This window comes from Leclercia sp. 1548, assembly GCF_050435045.1.
Classification (GTDB): domain Bacteria; phylum Pseudomonadota; class Gammaproteobacteria; order Enterobacterales; family Enterobacteriaceae; genus Enterobacter; species Enterobacter adecarboxylatus.
The window spans coordinates 498,199-518,790 of the sequence record NZ_JBNDJP010000003.1 but is presented as its reverse complement, the minus strand read 5'-3'; the positions used below and the strand labels follow the sequence as shown (position 1 = coordinate 518,790).

At 55.7% G+C, this 20,592-nt stretch carries 16 protein-coding genes and 3 tRNA genes; 15 read left to right on the top strand and 4 right to left on the bottom strand.

The genetic code is table 11. The features are described from left to right. Positions 1 to 19 precede the first annotated feature (19 nt). From mscM to rsgA, 3 genes are all read right to left on the bottom strand, one after another. Positions 20 to 3,343: a miniconductance mechanosensitive channel MscM gene (gene mscM / locus ABIE02_RS11945; RefSeq protein WP_032616168.1), complete on the bottom strand. Its 3,324-nt coding sequence runs from the start codon at positions 3,341 to 3,343 to the stop codon at positions 20 to 22. A 16-nt stretch (positions 3,344 to 3,359) separates the two neighbouring features. After that, the gene (gene asd, locus ABIE02_RS11940; protein WP_032616169.1) at positions 3,360 to 4,328 is read right to left on the bottom strand and encodes an archaetidylserine decarboxylase; all 969 of its coding nucleotides are present in this window, start codon (positions 4,326 to 4,328) and stop codon (positions 3,360 to 3,362) included. A gap of 99 nt (positions 4,329 to 4,427) precedes the next feature. After that, positions 4,428 to 5,480 (bottom strand): small ribosomal subunit biogenesis GTPase RsgA, encoded by a 1,053-nt coding sequence (gene rsgA / locus ABIE02_RS11935; protein ID WP_072250796.1) that lies wholly within the window; start codon positions 5,478 to 5,480, stop codon positions 4,428 to 4,430. Between the two features lie 107 nt (positions 5,481 to 5,587). Between rsgA and orn the strand changes: the two genes are divergently transcribed. The 4 genes from orn (at position 5,588) to ABIE02_RS11915 (ending at position 6,728) form a co-directional block, all read left to right on the top strand. Beyond that, on the top strand, positions 5,588 to 6,133 hold the full coding sequence (gene orn / locus ABIE02_RS11930) for an oligoribonuclease (RefSeq protein ID WP_032616171.1): 546 nt from the start codon (positions 5,588 to 5,590) through the stop codon (positions 6,131 to 6,133). Positions 6,134 to 6,331: 198 nt separating this feature from the next. Continuing rightward, positions 6,332 to 6,407: transfer RNA gene (locus ABIE02_RS11925), tRNA-Gly, on the top strand. Positions 6,408 to 6,488: 81 nt separating this feature from the next. After that, positions 6,489 to 6,564: transfer RNA gene (locus ABIE02_RS11920), tRNA-Gly, on the top strand. A gap of 88 nt (positions 6,565 to 6,652) precedes the next feature. Beyond that, a tRNA-Gly gene (locus tag ABIE02_RS11915) sits at positions 6,653 to 6,728 on the top strand. Between the two features lie 270 nt (positions 6,729 to 6,998). Here ABIE02_RS11915 and queG read toward each other — a convergent pair. Next, on the bottom strand, positions 6,999 to 8,138 hold the full coding sequence (gene queG / locus ABIE02_RS11910) for a tRNA epoxyqueuosine(34) reductase QueG (protein WP_059308905.1): 1,140 nt from the start codon (positions 8,136 to 8,138) through the stop codon (positions 6,999 to 7,001). Here queG and nnr point away from each other — a divergent pair. The 11 genes from nnr to nsrR all read left to right on the top strand — a co-directional run bounded on the left by nnr (position 8,137) and on the right by nsrR (position 20,588). After that, the gene (gene nnr / locus ABIE02_RS11905; protein WP_103793117.1) at positions 8,137 to 9,663 is read left to right on the top strand and encodes a bifunctional ADP-dependent NAD(P)H-hydrate dehydratase/NAD(P)H-hydrate epimerase; all 1,527 of its coding nucleotides are present in this window, start codon (positions 8,137 to 8,139) and stop codon (positions 9,661 to 9,663) included. The two genes, queG and nnr, sit on opposite strands and share 2 nt — an antisense overlap. Then, a complete protein-coding gene (gene tsaE / locus ABIE02_RS11900; protein ID WP_032616175.1) occupies positions 9,656 to 10,117 on the top strand; it encodes a tRNA (adenosine(37)-N6)-threonylcarbamoyltransferase complex ATPase subunit type 1 TsaE in 462 nt (153 codons plus the stop codon). The genes nnr and tsaE overlap by 8 nt, the downstream gene beginning before the upstream one ends. Positions 10,118 to 10,133: 16 nt before the next feature. Beyond that, positions 10,134 to 11,468, top strand: coding sequence for an N-acetylmuramoyl-L-alanine amidase AmiB (amiB, locus tag ABIE02_RS11895; RefSeq protein WP_032616176.1), 1,335 nt, complete (start codon positions 10,134 to 10,136; stop codon positions 11,466 to 11,468). Between the two features lie 9 nt (positions 11,469 to 11,477). Next, positions 11,478 to 13,325 (top strand): DNA mismatch repair endonuclease MutL, encoded by a 1,848-nt coding sequence (gene mutL, locus ABIE02_RS11890; protein ID WP_230431130.1) that lies wholly within the window; start codon positions 11,478 to 11,480, stop codon positions 13,323 to 13,325. Next, the gene (gene miaA / locus ABIE02_RS11885; RefSeq protein WP_032616178.1) at positions 13,318 to 14,268 is read left to right on the top strand and encodes a tRNA (adenosine(37)-N6)-dimethylallyltransferase MiaA; all 951 of its coding nucleotides are present in this window, start codon (positions 13,318 to 13,320) and stop codon (positions 14,266 to 14,268) included. Before mutL ends, miaA begins: the two co-directional genes overlap by 8 nt. An 85-nt stretch (positions 14,269 to 14,353) precedes the next feature. Beyond that, positions 14,354 to 14,662, top strand: coding sequence for an RNA chaperone Hfq (hfq, locus tag ABIE02_RS11880; protein ID WP_032616179.1), 309 nt, complete (start codon positions 14,354 to 14,356; stop codon positions 14,660 to 14,662). A 76-nt stretch (positions 14,663 to 14,738) separates the two neighbouring features. Then, a complete protein-coding gene (hflX, locus tag ABIE02_RS11875; RefSeq protein WP_032616180.1) occupies positions 14,739 to 16,019 on the top strand; it encodes a ribosome rescue GTPase HflX in 1,281 nt (426 codons plus the stop codon). Positions 16,020 to 16,135: 116 nt separating this feature from the next. Then, complete coding sequence (gene hflK / locus ABIE02_RS11870) at positions 16,136 to 17,392, top strand: FtsH protease activity modulator HflK (RefSeq protein ID WP_077227713.1); 1,257 nt, start codon at positions 16,136 to 16,138, stop codon at positions 17,390 to 17,392. Positions 17,393 to 17,394: 2 nt separating this feature from the next. Beyond that, on the top strand, positions 17,395 to 18,396 hold the full coding sequence (gene hflC / locus ABIE02_RS11865; protein ID WP_032616182.1) for a protease modulator HflC: 1,002 nt from the start codon (positions 17,395 to 17,397) through the stop codon (positions 18,394 to 18,396). Positions 18,397 to 18,662: 266 nt separating this feature from the next. Next, positions 18,663 to 19,961 carry an adenylosuccinate synthase gene (purA, locus tag ABIE02_RS11860; RefSeq protein WP_032616183.1) on the top strand — a complete coding sequence of 433 codons (1,299 nt, stop codon included), beginning with the start codon at positions 18,663 to 18,665 and terminating at the stop codon, positions 19,959 to 19,961. A gap of 201 nt (positions 19,962 to 20,162) precedes the next feature. Beyond that, positions 20,163 to 20,588: a nitric oxide-sensing transcriptional repressor NsrR gene (nsrR, locus tag ABIE02_RS11855; protein ID WP_032616184.1), complete on the top strand. Its 426-nt coding sequence runs from the start codon at positions 20,163 to 20,165 to the stop codon at positions 20,586 to 20,588. Positions 20,589 to 20,592: the final 4 nt, after the last annotated feature.

Below are 20,592 nucleotides of genomic sequence, written 5' to 3'. Positions count from 1 at the left end.
ATGCGGCTGGCTTTTATTTTTACAAACTTCCCGCCGGGCGTGTCTTCGCCGCTGACGTTAATGTTCTTCCCGTCTTACGTCCGTCCAGGGTTTCCAGTCGCATCTGGAACGGTGGGAATGGCATGTCGATACCGTGTTCACGGAAGCCCGCCAGAATCAGCTGGTGGATCTCATGACGCAGCGGCATGCGATGACCCATTTCGGCCGCATAGATACGCAGCTCGAAAATCTGGATCCCCTGTTGTAAATCCACCAGGAATACTTCCGGCTCCGGCGTGCTGATTACCAGCGAACAGCGCTCGGCCGCGGTATAGAGAATTTGCGTCACCTCTTCGCTGTTGGCATCTGACGGGGCCGGTACGGTCAGTACCACACGCGTCACGGAGTCCGACAGCGACCAGTTGATAAACTGCTCGGTGATAAACGCCTTGTTAGGGACGATAATCTCTTTGCGATCCCAGTCGCTGATCGTGGTGGCGCGGGTGTTGATCTTCGTAATGCTGCCGGTCAGATCGCGGATCGTCACGGTATCGCCAATACGGATCGGCTTTTCAAACAGGATAATCAGGCCTGAGATAAAGTTGGCGAAGATCTCCTGCAAGCCAAACCCAAGCCCGACACCGAGCGCGGCTACCAGCCACTGCAACTTCGACCACTCGATGCCGATCATCGAGAAGCCCACCAGCCCGCCAAACACCATCAGCAGGTATTTGGTGATGGTGGTAATGGCGTATCCGGTGCCCGGGGTGAGATCCAGATGCTGCAACAGGGCCAGCTCCAGCAGCGCCGGGAAGTTACGGATTAGCTGGGTGGTGATGATGAACACCAGAATGGCGATCAGCACCGCGCCGAGCGTAATCGGCTCCAGGCTTTCCACGCCCTGAACCGTCGAGGTCACATCCCAGAGGGTAATGTTTTCCAGGAAGCCAAACGCTGAATGGATTTCCGACCACAGCACAATGACGGACAGCAGCGCGATCAGCATCAGAATGGAACGGACCAGGCGCAGGGACTGGGTACTAATGGCATCCAGATCCAGCTCCGTTTCATCGACCTCCACCGTTCCTTCCGTACTGAGCATATGGGCTGGCTCTTCTTCGCCGCGCGCACGTTGGGCGAGAATTTCGGCACGACGGTTTTTCGCCCGGTCGAAGGCCAGACGACGACGCTGAATCAGCATCCAGCGGCGAATAACGTGGTAGACCACCAGCAGCAGGAACCAGATTGCTACCGAGGTTTCAAGACGCGCCAGTAGCGCCTGGGCAGTGGCCAGATAGCCGACGGCTGCCGCCAGAATCGCCGCCAGCGGGGCGCTGAGCAGCAAATTCCACAGCATATGGTTGACCATGTTATCGCCGCTGCCCTCTTTGTCGAGATAGAGCGGGATCCCGGCTCTCTTCAGACTCAGCGTGACCACCGCCAGCGCACCGCAAATCAGGATGAAACACAGACGGCCGAACGAGCCGGAAAACTCCCTGTCGTTCAGATTATCAAACATAATCAGCGCCATGATCAGCGGCACAATCAGCCCGATGCTCATCAGGTAGTAGCGCATCGCCCGCGCCACGCGGTGACGCGGCCAGCCAAAGTGGGCGACAAACAGGCCATTCGGCCGGGCGAAGGTGGCGCAGATCATCACGACCCACAGCAGCGGCACGGTGGCCGTTACTCCAAAGCCAATCGCCACCGCCAGCGGGTAAGGCCAGGCTTCACGCAGGCCATAACCCAGGGTCATCCACAGTACCGGCAACGGCGAGGCCACCAGAATCGACCAGAAGACCGTACGCAGCGTGAGCCAGAAATGGTCCTGGGTCACCTTACCGACGCGCGCGCTGGAGCGGTCGAGGAAGCGGGTGAAGTGACGGCGGGAGTAAATACTGAACCCAACCAGAATTAATGCGCCAAGCAGCGGGAAAATCGTCTCCTTGCTGGTGAGCATCATCACGCTGGCTTTACCAAGCTGGCTGAAGGTATCCAGCGAAATCAACCGCCGCAGATCCTGAACAATATCAAGCGGCCAGGAGAAGGTGATCGGGCGTACGTCCGAGGTCCAGAACAGATAGCGGTGAGTGGCCTCGTTGACTTCTTTTAACGCATCTTCCAGCTGGCTATTTGAGACTTTCAGTTTGGTCAGCTCGAGCAGCAGCGTATCGCCCCCCTGTAACAGGGAGTTCAACAACTCGCGCTGGGTGCGCAGCTGGGCTTCCAGAATGCGGTTTTGCTCGGCGGTGAGCGGCTTGCCGTCCGGCTGGTGGATCTGGCGCAGCTGCGGCTGCTTATTCAGCAGATCTTCAAAGCGCAGACGCTGCACACGCAGTTGCGCCATTTCGGTATCGAGCTGCTGGGGTTTTGGCATTTCAGGAAGACGGGCAACCTGGGCGCGCAGGGCTTCACCAAGCAGGTTCGATGAGCCAAGCCACTGCGACTGCTCGCGCAGCGTATTCAGCGCCTGACGTACCTGTAGCGTTTGATTGGTGGCCTGGCGTTGCTGGGAAGCCACCAGATCCATGCGCTGCGCCTGCTGGTTGAGCGCGGCAGAAAGCTCACGGTTGACCTTAAACTGCTCGACGATACCGGCGGGCAGGTTCTCGCTGTTTTCCGCCAGCAGTTCAGTGCTTTCCAGCGCCCGCTCGGCTTCGCGCTGGCGCTGGCTGTTGAGTTGATTGCGCAGCGCCTGGAGATAAGCATCCAGCTGCTCGCCCTGTTTTTTCGCCAGCTCAGAGCGCATACGCGCCAGCTCCTGGCGATTGTTGGCCGAAAGCTGCGCCAGCTCCAGTTCATCTACCCTGGCTTTTAACCTGGCAGATTCCGCCTGTAGGCCGAGATTTTGAGCCTGGCTGAGGGCGTTAGCGCCGGTTTGCGCTCCGGCCCGGCGTTCTACCTCATTGAGCTGACGGCGGGCATCGGTTTGCTGCTGAGGCAGCTGGTTCAGGGAGTCCGCAATATCGCGGGCGCGCTCCTGCTCCTGCTGCGCCTGGCGGGTTTTTTCCAGTAACTGGCTGCTGACCTGCAGGATCTCCTGATTCAGGGTGTCAGAGGTCATGCCCGCAGGCACCTGGCGCGGCTCTTCACGAATATCGTTCAGCTGCGCGCGCAAGGTTTGTGAAAGTTTGGGGAAGTTATCGATGACCTGCTGGTACTGCGCGGCGCGCTCAAGGGAGGCTTTACGCTCCTCAAGCGCGTTCAGCGCAGCCTCGAGCGCCTCAACGGTTTCTGGCTGGGCAGGCTTTGCCGCCTTCGCCTGCTCGAGTTCCTGTGAGATTTGTTTACTGTCAGGGGCGTTCGCGGCGTACGCCCCCGTACTGAGGCACCAGGCCATCAGCAAAGTGATAATCAGGCGCACGTCAGTTTACCTTTGCTTAGCTTGCGTCTTTTTTGTCATCAACCAGCGGGCTGGCTTCGAGTTCAGCGGCGATCTCTTCGTCTGACAGCGGGGCAGGCTCTGCGTCCGTTGTAACGAAAGGCTCCGTCGAAACCGCCAGCGGCTGGCCGAGTTTGGTTACGGACAGGCTTTCAAGCTGCTCTACCAGCTTCACTTTACCCGGGGCAAACAGGTTGATTACAGTGGAGCCGAGTTTGAAGCGGCCCATCTCCTGACCCTTCAGCAGCGCCACGGAGCCTTCGCTTTCACCCTCAGGCCAGGTCCAGCGTTTAATCACGCCTTCGCGCGGTGGCGTAATGGTGCCCGCCCAGACGGTTTCAATGCTGCCGACAATGGTGGCACCCACCAGAATCTGCGCCATCGGGCCAAACTCGGTGTCGAACAGGCAGATAACGCGCTCGTTACGGGCAAAAAGGTTCGGAACATTTTGCGCGGTCAAATGGTTCACCGAGAACAGATCGCCCGGGACGTAGATCATTTCACGCAGAATACCGTTGCACGGCATATGCACGCGGTGATAGTCGCGTGGCGACAGGTAAGTGGTGGCAAAGGAACCATTGCGGAACAGATCCGCCATCAGGTAGTTACCTGCCAGCAAAGCTTCCAGACTGTAGTTATGGCCCTTAGCCTGCAGGATCTTGTCGTTTTCGATCGCGCCCAGCTGGCTGATCACGCCGTCAGCAGGCATCACCAGCACGTTCGGGTCGGTATTCAGCGGACGCACTTCATCGCGCAGTGGGCGCACGAAGAAATCGTTAAAGGTGCGGTAGCTGGCGGTATCCGGCTTCTGCGCTTCACGCATATCGACCTTGTAGTATTTCACGAACAGATCGATTACCAGCTTGGTCAGCCAGCCCGCTCGTTTGCTCGCGCCCCAGCCCGCCAGGCGAGTGAGCCACAGTTTTGGCAGAATGTATTGAAGCGAAAGTTTAAATGAGTTTAACAAGGTAGCCTCCAGGCCATTGTTTTGTCGTTCCTGAACCGGCTGTCAGACAGCCGGAACCTGAAAAAAAGGGGACGATTTTAGCGACGCTTAGCTTAGTTGTCAGTCATCAGATTCAGAAAAGCTTTTACGCGTTTTTACCTGCGCCATGCTGTCGAGAATATGGTGATAGTTGGCAAAACGGGTTTCCGCAATTTCACCGTTTTCGACCGCGGCACGAATGGCGCAGCCAGGGTCGTTATCGTGCTTACAGTCACGGTATTTACACGCGCCTAAATAGTCGAGGAACTCGACAAAGCCGTTAAAGATCTGATCGGGTTCGAGATGCCACAGACCAAATTCACGCACCCCCGGGGAGTCGATAACATCGCCGCCGTGCGGGAAGTGATACAGACGTGAGGCAGTGGTGGTGTGCTGACCCAGACCGGAGTTGTCAGAGACATCGTTAGTCAGAATCTCTTGTTGTAGACCCAGCAGGTTGTTCAGCAGGCTGGATTTGCCTACGCCGGACTGACCGGCAAAAATGCTGATGCGATCGGTTAATGCCTCTTCGAGCGGCTGCAGGCCATTCTGCGTCCGGCTCGAGACCATCAGCACGCGATAGCCAATCTTGCGATAGATATCCATCTGCTCATTAACGAAGTCCATGCCTTCGCTGTCGAGCAGATCGATTTTGTTCAGGACAATCAGCGGCTCTACTTGCAGGGTTTCACAAGCGACGAGATAACGGTCGATAATATTCAGCGACAGCTCGGGCAGGATCGCCGAGACAATGACGATCTGATCGATATTGGCGGCAATGGGTTTTACGCCGTCGTAGAAGTCCGGGCGCGTCAGAACCGACGTGCGCTCATGCACGGCTTCAACGATGCCTTTCACCGTCACGCCTTCTGCTGCAGCTTTACCCGGACGCCAGACCACGCGGTCACCGGTTACCAGCGAGCGGATGGTGCGGCGAATATTGCAGCGGTGAACCTCGCCATCACCCGATTCCACATCAGCATGCATACCGAAGCGGCTAATCACTACGCCTTCAGCGGGTTCGCCAAACAGGTTGTCGTCGTAATCGACCTTCTCCGAAGTGGTTTTAAGACGGCGCTGGTGATTGGCTTTCACGCGGCGCTGCTGCCCTTTGGAGAGTTTATTTTTACTCAATCGTGCTGGCTCCTGGTCGCCCATATTGGGCAAAACCTCTATGATACACACTAATTAATACTAGTTAACCTGCCACGGCCGGTTATACGAGAAGGGTGGAAAATAACATGAGTGCAGATGAAAACAATCTGATTTGGATTGATCTGGAGATGACCGGGCTGGATCCCGAGCGCGATCGCATTATTGAGATCGCCACACTGGTAACCGATGCGAACCTGAATGTGCTGGCGGAAGGGCCAACCATTGCCGTGCATCAGTCCGATGAGCAACTGGCGCTGATGGATGACTGGAACGTACGTACCCACACCGGCAGCGGCCTGGTGGACCGCGTGAAAGCCAGCACCCAGGGCGACCGCGAAGCCGAGCTGGCTACCCTTGAGTTCCTCAAGCAGTGGGTACCGCAGGGTAAGTCACCGATTTGTGGTAACAGCATCGGCCAGGATCGCCGTTTCCTGTTTAAGTACATGCCGGAGCTGGAAGCCTATTTCCACTACCGCTATCTCGATGTCAGTACCCTGAAAGAGCTGGCGCGCCGCTGGAAGCCGGAAATGCTGGATGGCTTTAAGAAGCAGGGGACGCATCAGGCCATGGACGATATTCGTGAGTCAGTGGCGGAACTGGCGTATTACCGCGAACATTTCATTAAACTGTAAGCGAGAACCCCGGCGGTGCTGCAGTTGCCGGGGCTAAACCGCTATAACGATTTAAAAATGCGCAATGTGACGAATATTGCAGCACTTGAATTAAATTTATAAAAAAACGCTTTTGGGGGGGTTGCAGCAGAAAGGATTTCTCGTATAATGCGCCTCCCGTAACGACAGAGAATTCATCGTTACGACAGCACAGATTTTGCGGGAATAGCTCAGTTGGTAGAGCACGACCTTGCCAAGGTCGGGGTCGCGAGTTCGAGTCTCGTTTCCCGCTCCAAATCTGTTCGCTGTGCAGTAAGACCACCAATCGCAGGCTTTCAGGTTGCAACAAAGCAGCAACGTGAAAGACGAAGATTAAGCGGGAATAGCTCAGTTGGTAGAGCACGACCTTGCCAAGGTCGGGGTCGCGAGTTCGAGTCTCGTTTCCCGCTCCAAAATTTGAAAAGTATCGCAAGATACGCACCACCAAAATCGCAGGATTTCAGGTTGCAACCAAGCAGCAGCGTGAAAGACAAAGATTAAGCGGGAATAGCTCAGTTGGTAGAGCACGACCTTGCCAAGGTCGGGGTCGCGAGTTCGAGTCTCGTTTCCCGCTCCAAATTTTTTCTCCTCTTCCAGATATCCACCGCGGCAAGCCCCGCCGGGGATGATTTGTTTCATTTCTGACAAACTCTTCTTAACAGACTTATCCACAGCTTTGTTAATTTTCTGCGAATAGCCAAATACTTCGCCTGATGAATAGTAACTTTATAATTTATTGAAAATTATAGAGAAAATATCATTTCAAAATGTTAAGCCGATCACTTGACCAATAGCCTGGCCCAGATGGTTTCTGGCTTTTAAATTTTATTCACAGGCTGTGGAAACATCACGCATCCCGCGGCAGCCCTTTTTCGACCACCCGGACCAGCCTGTTTTTCTGCGGTAATTGCACCTCTACAGCACAGGCGTTTCGCCTGGCGATTTGCTGCGCAACCGCCCATTCTATGTGTTCATCAAGAAGTGGGTGCTCACCTCGGCGACTTTCCAGAGCCTGAATATTGGCTTCATCCCAGGGAGCATTTCCCAGCGCGACGGCGATATTACGCAGCCAGCGCAAGTGCCCGATACGGCGAATAGCCGATCCCTCTGTTACCTTCAAAAACCAGGCTTCACTCCAGCCAAACAGCTCAATGAGCGGCGGAGCGTGCAGGGCCTTGCGCGGGCTGAAGTCGTCCTCTTCCGTTAACTGTGAATAACGGTTCCACGGGCAGATCAGCTGGCAGTCATCGCAGCCATAAATGCGATTGCCGATTAACGGCCTGAACTCTTCCGGGATCGCCCCTTCAAGTTCAATGGTCAGATAGGAGATGCAGCGGCGGGCATCAACGGTGTAAGGCTCTACGATGGCGCCGGTAGGGCAGATAGTCATGCAGGCGACACAGCGCCCACAGCCATCTTCAACCGGCTTATCCACCGGCAGGGGGAGATCAATCAGTAACTCGCCCAGGAAGAAAAAGGAACCGGCGTCGCGGCTGAGGATAAGTGAGTGCTTACCTGTCCAGCCAAGCCCCGCTTTTTCAGCCAGGGGCCGCTCAAGAACAGGCGCGGAATCGACAAAGGGTCTAAAATTCAGCGTGGCGCATTGCTGCTGGATCATTTCCCCCAGCTTTTTGAGCCGGTTACGCAACAATTTATGATAATCACGCCCCAGGGCATAACGGCTGACGTATCCCAGCGTGGGGTCTTTTAGCGTGCTGGCAAAAGCGGCCCGGGCGGGAAGGTAGTTCATCCGCACACTGATCACGCGCAGCGTTCCCGGCAGCAGTTCATGCGGGCGGGCGCGCATCATGCCGTGACGCGCCATCCACTCCATCTCGCCGTGGTATTGATTATCCAGCCATGCCTGGAGTTTTGGCTCACTGGCAGAGAGATCGGTATCGGTGATACCCACGTGTTGAAAACCAAGCTCAGCGCCCCACTGTTTAATGTTTTGCGCTAACTGATTGAGATCGAGGGGCTGTGACATGACGGACCATACTGTGAAGAAAAACCCCGCAAGTATACCACATTCTGTCTGGCCGGCGGAGGCGCTACGTCGCGTCGAACAAGAGGCTGCAGACAGCATTGGTATGACGCTTTATGAACTGATGCAGCGCGCGGGTGAGGCAGCGTTTGCCGTTGCCCGCAGGGCGTATCCGCAGGCCAGACACTGGCTGATCCTGTGTGGCCATGGCAACAACGGTGGCGATGGTTATGTCGTCGCACGCCTGGCGCTGGCCGCCGGTATAACCGTGACGCTGTTGGCGCAGGAGAGCGACAAACCGCTTCCCGAAGAGGCTGCAAAAGCGCGGGAAACCTGGCTGGAGGCGGCGGGGGTGATCCATGCTGCAGATACGGCCTGGCCCGAAGAGGTCGATCTGATCGTCGACGGCCTGCTGGGAACGGGGTTACGTAGTGCGCCACGTAATGAGATTGCCAGATTAATCGCGCACGCTAACCACCACCCGGCCTCCATCGTTGCGCTGGATGTGCCCTCCGGGCTGAACGCCCAGACGGGCACCACGCCCGGCGACGTCATTCACGCTAACCATACGGTGACCTTTGTTGCCCTCAAGCCCGGCCTGTTGACCGGGAAAGCGCGTGATGTCGTCGGGGAACTGCACCATAACGCCCTCGGGCTGGAAGGCTGGCTTGCCGGACAAGAGACGCCCATCAGCCGCTTTGATGCTTCGCAACTGGCGCAATGGCTACCTCCGCGTCGTCCTACCTCCCATAAGGGCGATCACGGCCGACTGGTGATCATCGGCGGCGATCACGGCACCGCAGGGGCTATCCGCATGACCGGCGAAGCGGCGCTGCGAACGGGGGCAGGGCTGGTGCGCGTTCTGACCCGCCGCGAAAATATTGCCCCGATCGTCACCGCCCGGCCTGAGCTGATGGTACACGAACTGACCGCTGAGGCGCTGGACGACAGCCTGCAGTGGGCCGATGTGGTCGTAATTGGCCCCGGTCTGGGACAAGCGTCCTGGGGTAAAGAGGCGTTACGCAAGGTCGAGAACTTTCGGCACGCCATGCTTTGGGACGCTGACGCGCTGAACCTTCTGGCAATCAACCCGGATAAACGTCACAATCGCATCCTGACGCCGCACCCCGGCGAGGCCGCGCGTCTGCTTAACTGCAGCGTTGCAGAAATTGAAAGCGATCGCTTACATTCTGCCCAGCGTCTGGTAAAACGTTACGGTGGTGTGGTAGTGCTGAAAGGCGCTGGCACCGTCGTCGCCAGTGAAAGCGGAATGTCAGGTATTATTGATGCCGGCAATGCGGGCATGGCGAGCGGCGGTATGGGCGATGTGCTTTCCGGTATTATCGGGGCGTTGCTCGGACAGAAACTGGCGCTTTATGATGCTGCCTGCGCAGGCTGCGTCGTGCATGGTGCAGCCGCCGATCGGCTGGCTGACCAGTACGGTACGCGCGGCATGCTGGCAACCGATCTTTTTGACACGCTACGGCGTGTTGTTAACCCGGAAATAATTGACGTAGAAAATGATTAATCGAGTGATCCCTTTACCCGACGAACAGGCAACTTTAGATCTCGGCCAGCGCGTGGCGCAGGCCTGCAAGGGCGCAACCGTCATTTATCTGTATGGCGACCTTGGCGCGGGTAAAACCACCTTTAGCCGGGGCTTCTTACAGGCGCTGGGACATCAGGGAAACGTGAAAAGCCCGACCTATACGCTGGTGGAGCCGTACACCCTGGATAACCTGATGGTGTACCACTTCGATCTCTATCGCCTTGCCGATCCTGAAGAGCTGGAATTTATGGGGATCCGTGACTATTTCGCCAACGATGCCATTTGCCTGGTAGAGTGGCCGCAGCAGGGTACGGGCGTCTTGCCTGACCCGGATGTTGAAATTCACCTGGAGTATCAGGCGCAAGGGCGTGAAGCCCGCGTCACTGCTGTCTCCGCATCAGGTCACTCCATACTGGCGCGGTTGGCCGGTTAAAAGAAGAGATAACGGGATGATTAATCGCGTTAAAAGTTGGTTGATGGCTGCAACGGTGCTGTTTTGTGCCCAGACCGGGGCAGCAACGTTGTCCGATATTCAGGTGTCCAACGGCGACAATCAGGCCCGGATCACCTTCAGCTTTATGGGCGATCCTGAGTATGCTTTTTCGCAGGACGATAAGCGCAGCGTCGCACTGGATATCAAACAGACCGGTGTTATCAAAGGGTTGCCGCTGCAGTTCAGCGGCAATAACCTGGTGCATAGCATTCGTTCCGGTACGCCGAAAGACAATCAGTCCTTGCGTCTGGTGGTCGATTTAACGCAAAACGGCAAGACCCGGGCGGTGAAGCAACAGAACGGCGCGAACTACATGGTGATTTTTACCATCAACGCCGATGCACCGCCGCCGCCTCCACCACCACCGGTAGTGGCAAAGCGGGTGGAAGCGCCTGTGGTTGCACCGCGTCCTTCAGAGCCAGCCCGCAATCCGTTTAAATCCGGCAGCGATCGTATTACCAGCGTCACCAGCAGCAATACCGTGACCCGTCCGGCCGTCCAGGCGCGCCAGACAAACGGCGATAAGGTTATCATTGCGATTGATGCAGGACACGGTGGCGATGATCCTGGCGCTATCGGACCGGGCGGCACGCGTGAGAAGAACGTGACTATCGCCATTGCCCGTAAGCTGCGAACCCTGCTGAACAACGACCCGATGTTTAAAGGTGTATTAACCCGTGACGGCGATTATTTTATCTCGGTCATGGGCCGTTCTGACGTGGCGCGTCAGCAGAACGCTAATTTCCTCGTTTCTGTGCATGCCGATGCGGCTCCCAACCGCAGCGCGACGGGGGCATCCGTATGGGTGCTTTCCAACCGTCGTGCTAACAGTGAAATGGCAAACTGGCTTGAGGAACATGAAAAGCAATCCGAGCTGTTGGGCGGGGCAGGTGACGTGCTGGCGAACAGCCAGTCGGATCCCTACCTGAGCCAGGCGGTACTGGATTTACAGTTCGGCCATTCCCAGCGTGTCGGGTATGATGTAGCGACTAATGTCCTGAATCAGCTGCAAAGTGTGGGTTCCCTGCATAAGCGCCGCCCGGAACATGCCAGCCTGGGCGTGCTGCGTTCGCCGGATATCCCGTCCATTCTGGTCGAAACTGGCTTTATCAGTAATAACGGTGAAGAGCGACTGCTGGGCAGCGATAACTACCAGCAGCAGATTGCCGAAGCGATTTATAAAGGCCTGCGTAACTATTTTGATACGCATCCGCTCCAGTCTGCACCGCAGGGTGGCGCGGCGCAGACAGCCAGCGCCGTATTACCGGGCGAGTCGACCTCGACCAACTAAGGAGATTTCATGCCGATTCAGGTTCTGCCGCCGCAGCTTGCGAACCAAATCGCCGCCGGTGAGGTGGTAGAACGCCCTGCGTCGGTCGTGAAAGAGCTGGTGGAAAACAGTCTCGATGCGGGTGCGACCCGCATCGATATTGATATTGAGCGCGGCGGCGCGAAACTCATCCGTATTCGTGATAACGGCTGCGGCATCAAAAAAGAGGAGCTGGCGTTAGCGCTGGCCCGTCATGCAACCAGCAAAATCGCCTCCCTTGACGATCTCGAAGCCATCATCAGCCTCGGTTTTCGCGGCGAAGCGTTGGCGAGTATCAGCTCTGTCTCCCGCTTAACGCTCACTTCCCGCACGGCAGAGCAGCCGGAAGCCTGGCAGGCTTACGCCGAAGGCCGGGATATGGACGTGACGGTTAAACCCGCCGCGCATCCGGTGGGCACCACGCTGGAAGTGCTGGATCTGTTCTACAACACCCCCGCGCGGCGCAAGTTTATGCGCACCGAGAAAACCGAATTCGGCCATATCGACGAGATTATCCGCCGCATCGCGCTGGCGCGTTTCGATGTCACCATCAATCTCAGTCATAACGGCAAGATGATGCGCCAGTACCGCGCCGTGGCGCAGGGCGGGCAAAAAGAGCGCCGACTGGGTGCCATCTGCGGTACGCCCTTCCTTGAACAGGCGCTGGCGATTGAGTGGCAGCATGGCGATTTGACCCTGCGCGGCTGGGTGGCGGATCCGAAAGCGAGCAGCGCGGCATTTGCTGAGATCCAGTATTGCTACGTGAACGGGCGCATGATGCGTGACCGCCTGATCAATCACGCGATCCGCCAGGCGTGCGAGGATAAACTCGGTGCCGGAGAGCAGCCTGCTTTTGTGCTCTATCTGGAGATCGACCCGCATCAGGTGGACGTTAACGTTCATCCGGCCAAGCATGAAGTGCGTTTTCATCAGTCACGGCTGGTGCATGACTTTATCTACCAGGGCGTGCTGAGCGTATTGCAGCAGCAGGCCGATCCGACCCTGCCGTTGACTGACGTGGCACCTGCGCCGCGTCCTATCCCGGAAAACCGCGTAGCGGCGGGTAAAAACCAGTTTGCAGAACCGGCTGTCGCACGTGAACCGGCCGCGCCGCGCTTTGCATCCAGCGGATCGGCCCCGCGAGCATCGGGTGCCAGCTACCCCCATGCCCAGCCGGGTTACCAAAAGCAGGCGGGCGCGGTCTATCGCACATTGCTTGATACCCCGGCTCCCGCACATAAAACAGAAGATAGCGCGCCCGCGGCCCCTACGCTGGCGGGGCATAGTCAGAGTTTTGGTCGGGTGCTGACCATCGTAGCGCCGGATACTGCCCTGCTGGAGCGTGACGGCCAGCTGGCGCTGTTGTCCCTACCGGTCGCCGAACGCTGGTTAAAGCAGGCGCAGCTTGCCCCCGGGCCGCATCAGGCCTGCGCCCAGCCGCTGCTGATCCCGGTGCGGATAAAAATCTCGGCGCAAGAGACGCAGGTCATCCAGCGTTATCAAACGGCGCTGGCTGAAATGGGCATCCAGATGGTGACCGAAGCGCACCATGTCACGCTTCGGGCCGTGCCTTTACCCTTACGCCAACAAAATTTACAAAACTTGATTCCTGAACTGATAGGCTACCTGGCGCAACAAACGACGTTTGATGCCGCCAACACCGCGCAGTGGATCGCTCGCCAACTGGCCAGCGAACATTCGACGTGGAGTATGGCGCAGGCGATCACGGTGCTGGCTGAGGTCGAACGCCTCTGCCCGCAGCTGGTGAAAGCGCCGCCGGGTGGTTTATTACAACCTGTAGATCTACATTCGGCGATGAACGCCCTGAAAAATGAGTGACTTGAGTAATACCAGCCTGCCTAAGGCGATATTTTTGATGGGGCCAACGGCCTCCGGCAAAACAGCGTTAGCCATTGAGTTACGTAAAGTTTTGCCAGTAGAGTTGATTAGCGTTGATTCCGCCCTTATTTATCAGGGGATGGATATCGGTACAGCAAAGCCGAACGCAGACGAATTACGCGCCGCGCCGCACCGATTACTGGATATCCTTGACCCGGCGCAGGCGTATTCGGCGGCAGATTTTCGTCGCGATGCGCTGGCGCAGATGGCAGAGATCAGTGCGGCAGGTCGTATCCCCCTGTTAGTGGGTGGAACCATGCTCTATTTCAAAGCCTTACTGGAAGGGTTATCGCCATTGCCATCGGCAGATCCTGAAGTAAGAGCAAAAATTGAGCAACAGGCGGCAGAGCAGGGATGGGGTGCGTTGCATGAACAACTGGCTGAAATCGATCCGGTTGCCGCAGCACGTATTCATCCAAATGATCCGCAAAGGCTTTCCCGGGCACTGGAAGTTTTTTTCATTTCGGGTAAAACTTTAACGGAACTGACGCAAACGTCAGGAGAGGCTCTGCCGTATCAGGTGCATCAGTTCGCCATCGCCCCGGCGAGCCGTGAACTGCTCCATCAACGAATTGAGCAGCGTTTTCATCAGATGTTAGCTTCAGATTTTGAAGCAGAAGTGCGGGCGCTATTTGCCCGTGGAGATTTGCATACGGATATGCCTTCCATTCGTTGTGTGGGTTATCGCCAGATGTGGTCATACATTGAAGGTGAAATATCACATGATGAAATGGTTTATCGAGGTATTTGCGCCACGAGACAGTTAGCGAAACGCCAGATGACCTGGTTGCGCGGTTGGGACGGTATTCACTGGTTAGACAGTGAGAAACCGCAGCAGGCGCTACAAGATGTGTTACAGGTTGTTGGTGATATCGCAGACTGAATGTGTACAATTAAGCCGTATCGTGCGCAATTTTTCAGAATCGCAAGGTTCTAAGTACAAAACAAGCATATAAGGAAAAGATAGAATGGCTAAGGGGCAATCTTTACAAGATCCGTTCTTGAACGCACTGCGTCGTGAACGTGTTCCAGTTTCTATTTATTTGGTGAATGGTATTAAGCTGCAAGGTCAAATTGAGTCTTTCGATCAGTTCGTGATCCTGTTGAAAAACACGGTCAGCCAGATGGTCTACAAGCACGCGATTTCTACTGTTGTTCCGTCTCGCCCGGTATCTCATCACAGCAATAACGCTGGCGGCGGTTCCAGTAACTACCATCATGGCAGCAACGCACAGGGCTCTTCTGCGCCTGCGCAGGACAGTGAAGAAACCGAATAAGGTTACTGGCTGTTATTTCCATATCGGGGAGCCAGGTTTCTGCGTTCCCCGCTGATCTTTTTAGAGAGGTTTACGCTTGTTTGACCGTTATGATGCCGGTGAGCAGGCGGTGCTGGTACACATCTATTTTTCGCAAGACAAAGATATGGAAGATCTCCAGGAGTTTGAATCTCTGGTCTCTTCCGCCGGTGTCGAAGCAATGCAGGTGATTACCGGTAGCCGTAAAGCGCCGCACCCAAAGTATTTTGTTGGTGAAGGTAAAGCAGTAGAGATTGCGGATGCCGTTAAAGCGACTGGCGCATCAGTCGTGCTTTTTGATCACGCCCTGACACCGGCCCAGGAACGCAACCTGGAACGTCTGTGCGAATGTCGTGTTATCGATCGAACGGGTTTGATTTTAGACATTTTTGCTCAACGTGCGCGTACTCATGAAGGGAAGCTGCAGGTTGAGCTGGCGCAGTTGCGCCATCTGGCAACGCGCCTGGTGCGCGGCTGGACACACCTTGAAAGACAGAAAGGCGGGATTGGTTTGCGTGGCCCGGGTGAAACCCAGCTCGAAACCGACCGTCGCTTGCTGCGTGGCCGTATAATGCAGATCCTCTCACGGTTGGAAAAAGTTGAGAAACAACGTGAGCAAGGGCGCCGCTCCCGACAGAAAGCAGACATTCCGACGGTGTCGCTGGTCGGTTATACCAACGCCGGTAAATCCACCCTGTTTAACCAGATCACTGAGGCCCAGGTGTACGCCGCAGACCAGCTGTTTGCGACCCTGGATCCGACGCTGCGCCGCATTGATGTAACGGACGTCGGTGAAACCGTGCTGGCGGATACCGTTGGGTTTATCCGCCATTTGCCGCACGATCTGGTGGCTGCGTTTAAAGCCACCTTGCAGGAGACCCGTCAGGCGACGTTACTGCTGCACGTGATTGACGCTGCGGATGTACGTCTGCAGGAAAACATTGACGCAGTGAATATCGTGCTGGAAGAGATTGATGCGCACGAGATCCCAACGCTGCTGGTGATGAACAAGATCGATATGCTGGACGGTTTCGAACCGCGTATCGACAGAAATGAAGAGAACATACCGATTCGGGTCTGGCTTTCTGCCCAGACCGGTGTCGGTGTACCACTGCTTTTCCAGGCCTTAACAGAACGTCTTTCCGGTGAAGTGGCCCAGCACACGCTGCGTCTACCGCCCGAGGAAGGCCGACTGCGCAGCCGTTTTTATCAGCTTCAGGCGATAGAAAAAGAGTGGATGGAGGATGACGGCAGCGTGGGGTTGCAAGTGCGTATGCCGATCGTTGACTGGCGTCGCCTCTGTAAACAAGAACCTGCGCTGGTCGACTACGTCGTCTGACCGGAAAGGAGATGCCTGAAGGTTTTTGCCCTTTGGGATACCCCAATCGCCATGGATGCTCCGGCATACCAGGCCTTTGAAGGTATATCACCGCATAACAAATATGGAGCACATACATGGCGTGGAATCAGCCCGGTAATAACGGACAAGACCGCGACCCGTGGGGGAGCAGCAATAATCAAGGCGGCAACTCCGGGGGAAATGGCAACAAAGGTGGTCGCGAGCAGGGGCCACCCGATCTGGATGATATCTTCCGCAAGCTGAGTAAAAAGCTGGGCGGTCTTGGCGGTGGTAAAGGCACTGGCGGCGGTACTGGCCAGGGGCCGCGTCCTCATATGGGCGGTCGCGTAGTGACTATTGTTGCGGCTGCAGCGGTAATTATCTGGGCTGCCAGCGGGTTCTACACCATCAAAGAAGCCGAGCGCGGTGTTGTCACTCGTTTCGGTAAGTTCAGCCATCTGGTTGAGCCAGGTCTGAACTGGAAGCCAACCTTTATCGATGACGTTAAGGCGGTAAACGTTGAATCGGTGCGTGAGCTGGCGGCATCCGGTGTGATGCTGACGTCTGACGAAAACGTGGTGCGCGTTGAGATGAACGTGCAGTACCGCGTAACCGATCCACAGCACTATCTGTTTAGCGTGACCAGTGCAGATGACAGCCTGCGTCAGGCTACCGACAGCGCCCTGCGCGGCGTGATCGGCAAATACACCATGGACCGTATTCTGACCGAAGGTCGTACCGTTATTCGTAGCGATACCCAGCGCGAGCTGGAAGAGACCATTCGTCCGTACAACATGGGTATCACCCTGCTGGACGTCAACTTCCAGGCTGCTCGTCCGCCGGAAGAAGTGAAAGCAGCGTTTGACGATGCGATTGCTGCCCGTGAAAACGAACAGCAGTATATCCGTGAAGCGGAAGCATACATCAACGAAGTCCAGCCACGTGCAAACGGTCAGGCACAGCGTATCCTCGAAGAAGCGCGCGCCTATAAGACTCAGACTATCCTCGAAGCTCAGGGTGAAGTGGCGCGTTTCGCGAAACTGCTGCCTGAATATAAAGCCGCACCGGAAATTACCCGCGAGCGTCTCTATATCGAGACCATGGAGAAAGTGCTGAGCCATACCCGTAAGGTACTGGTGAATGACAGCAAAAATGGCAACCTGATGGTTCTGCCACTGGACCAGATGCTGAAAGGCGCAAACGCCACTGGCGCGAAGAACGACACCAGCGGAGCGAATAACCTGCTGCGTCTGCCACCTGCGTCATCAGGCAACTCCAGCGCAAACACCACCTCTTCTTCAAACGATGGTGACATCATGGACCAACGCCGCGCCAACGCGCAGCGTAACGACTACCAGCGTCAGGGGGAATAACGATGCGTAAGTCAGTTATTGCGATCATCATCATCGTGCTGGTCGTGCTTTATACCTCTATTTTTGTCGTCAAAGAGGGCGAGCGCGGAATTACCCTGCGTTTTGGCAAAGTCCTGCGTGACAGCGAAAACAAACCACTGGTTTACGAGCCGGGTCTGCACTTTAAGATCCCGATGATCGAATCGGTTAAAACCCTGGATGCCCGTATCCAGACCATGGATAACCAGGCCGATCGCTTTGTGACCAAAGAGAAGAAAGACCTGATTGTCGACTCGTACATCAAGTGGCGTATCAGTGATTTCAGCCGTTACTACCTGGCAACCGGCGGCGGCGACGTCTCCCAGGCCGAAGTGCTGCTGAAACGTAAGTTCTCTGACCGTCTGCGTTCTGAAATTGGTCGTCTGGATGTAAAAGACATCGTGACCGACTCCCGTGGTCGTCTGACCCTGGAAGTGCGCGATGCCCTGAACTCCGGCTCTGCTGGCACCGAAGATGAAGTGACCACGCCAGCGGCTGACGATGCGATCGCTAAAGCGGCTGAACGTGTTCAGGCTGAGACCAACGGCAAAGTGCCGGTAATCAACCCGAACAGTATGGCTGCATTAGGTATCGAAGTGGTTGACGTGCGTATCAAGCAGATCAACCTGCCGACTGAAGTGTCCGAAGCGATTTACAACCGTATGCGCGCTGAGCGTGAAGCGGTAGCCCGTCGCCATCGTTCACAGGGTCAGGAAGAGGCTGAAAAGCTGCGCGCAACCGCAGACTATGAAGTGACCAAAACGCTGGCAGAAGCTGAGCGTCAGGGTCGTATCCAGCGTGGTGAAGGCGATGCCGAAGCCGCTAAACTGTTCGCGGATGCGTTCAGTCAGGATCCAGACTTCTATGCCTTTATTCGTAGCCTGCGTGCATACGAAAGCAGCTTCCAGAGCAATCAGGATGTGATGGTACTCAGCCCGGATAGCGATTTCTTCCGCTACATGAAGTCTCCGACTGCTGGCCGCTGATTTTCACCGTCTGAATACGAAAATGGCGTCTCTTTGAGGCGCCATTTTTTTATCCGTACTCAACCAACAGGTGTTTTCCATCAGGCTACATTTTTGTCTATCAGGCTCTTCTTGTGATGAAAACAAGCGTGCCACACAAGATATTGAGGTAATCGTTTAACTGAACATGAACCCGGCAATTTCGGCGAAATTTGTATACAAAAAAAGCTGAACATCATCAAAACCGATGGTAGAATCCATTTTTAAGCAATCGGTGATTTTGAAAAATGGGTAACAACGTCGTCGTACTGGGCACCCAATGGGGTGACGAAGGTAAAGGGAAGATCGTCGATCTTCTGACTGAACGTGCTAAATTTGTTGTACGTTATCAGGGTGGTCACAACGCGGGCCATACTCTCGTAATCAACGGTGAAAAAACCGTCCTCCATCTTATTCCATCAGGCATTCTTCGTGACAATGTGACCAGCATCATCGGTAACGGTGTTGTGCTGTCTCCTGCTGCGCTGATGAAAGAGATGAAAGGCCTGGAAGACCGTGGCATCCCGGTTCGCGAACGTCTGCTGCTCTCTGAAGCCTGTCCGCTGATCCTCGACTACCACGTTGCGCTGGATCTGGCACGTGAAAAAGCGCGTGGCGCGAAAGCGATCGGTACTACCGGTCGTGGTATTGGCCCGGCTTACGAAGATAAAGTTGCACGTCGCGGTCTGCGCGTAGGCGACCTGTTCGACAAAGCTACCTTTGCTGAAAAACTGAAAGAAGTGATGGAATATCACAACTTCCAGCTGGTGAACTTCTACAAAGTTGACGCGGTTGACTACCAGAAAGTGCTGGACGATGTGATGGCCGTTGCCGACATCCTGACCGGCATGGTTGTTGATGTGTCCGATCTGCTGGACCAGGCGCGTCAGCGTGGCGATTTCGTCATGTTCGAAGGTGCGCAGGGTACGCTGCTGGATATCGACCACGGTACCTATCCGTACGTAACCTCCTCTAACACCACCGCGGGTGGCGTGGCGACCGGCTCTGGCCTGGGTCCACGTTATGTGGATTACGTTCTGGGTATCATCAAAGCTTACTCCACTCGCGTGGGTGCAGGTCCATTCCCGACCGAACTGTTTGATGACATCGGTGAGTTCCTCTGCAAGCAGGGTAACGAGTTTGGCGCGACCACTGGTCGTCGTCGTCGTACCGGCTGGCTGGATGCGGTTGCTGTGCGCCGTGCAGTGCAGATCAACTCCCTGTCTGGCTTCTGCCTGACCAAACTGGACGTCCTGGACGGCCTGAAAGAAGTGAAAATCTGTGTTGCCTACCGCATGCCGGATGGCCGCGAAGTGACCACCACTCCGCTGGCTGCTGACGACTGGCAGGGCATCGAGCCGATCTACGAAACCATGCCAGGCTGGTCTGAAACCACCTTTGGCGTTAAAGAGCGTAGCGGTCTGCCACAGGCGGCCCTGAATTACATTCAGCGTATCGAAGAGCTGACCGGTGTGCCGATTGACATTATCTCTACCGGCCCGGACCGTTCTGAAACCATGATCCTGCGCGACCCGTTCGACGCATAATCGTGGTTTTGCCCGGCGGCGCTGCGCTTGCCGGGCTGACAAAACGCAATGTAGGCCGGAAAGCCATGCGCATCCGGCTTTTTCTTTCTCCTTCCCTCCTTTCAGTCCAAATAAATTCGCCGTTAACTATCTGGCTGGTTTATCATCATTAATGAATATCTCTGCGGATATACCGCGATTTACCCTTTTCCTGAGGTTGATGTGCAGTTAACAAGTTTCACCGATTACGGATTACGTGCGCTGATCTACATGGCGTCGTTACCCGCTGGACAGATGACCAGTATCTCTGAGGTGACAGAGGTGTACGGCGTGTCCCGTAATCATATGGTCAAAATAATCAATCAACTTAGCCGTGCTGGATATGTTGCTGCCGTCCGCGGGAAAAATGGCGGCATCCGCCTCGGTAAACCGGCACAGAGTATTCGTGTTGGCGATGTGGTACGTGAACTGGAGCCATTGTCTCTGGTGAACTGCAGCAGCGCGTTCTGCCACATTACCCCTGCCTGTCGTCTGAAACAGGCGCTTTCAAAGGCCGTGCAAAGTTTTCTCATGGAGCTGGATAACTACACGCTGGCCGATTTGGTTGAAGAGAATCAACCGCTGTATAAATTATTGCTGGTGGAATGAAGAA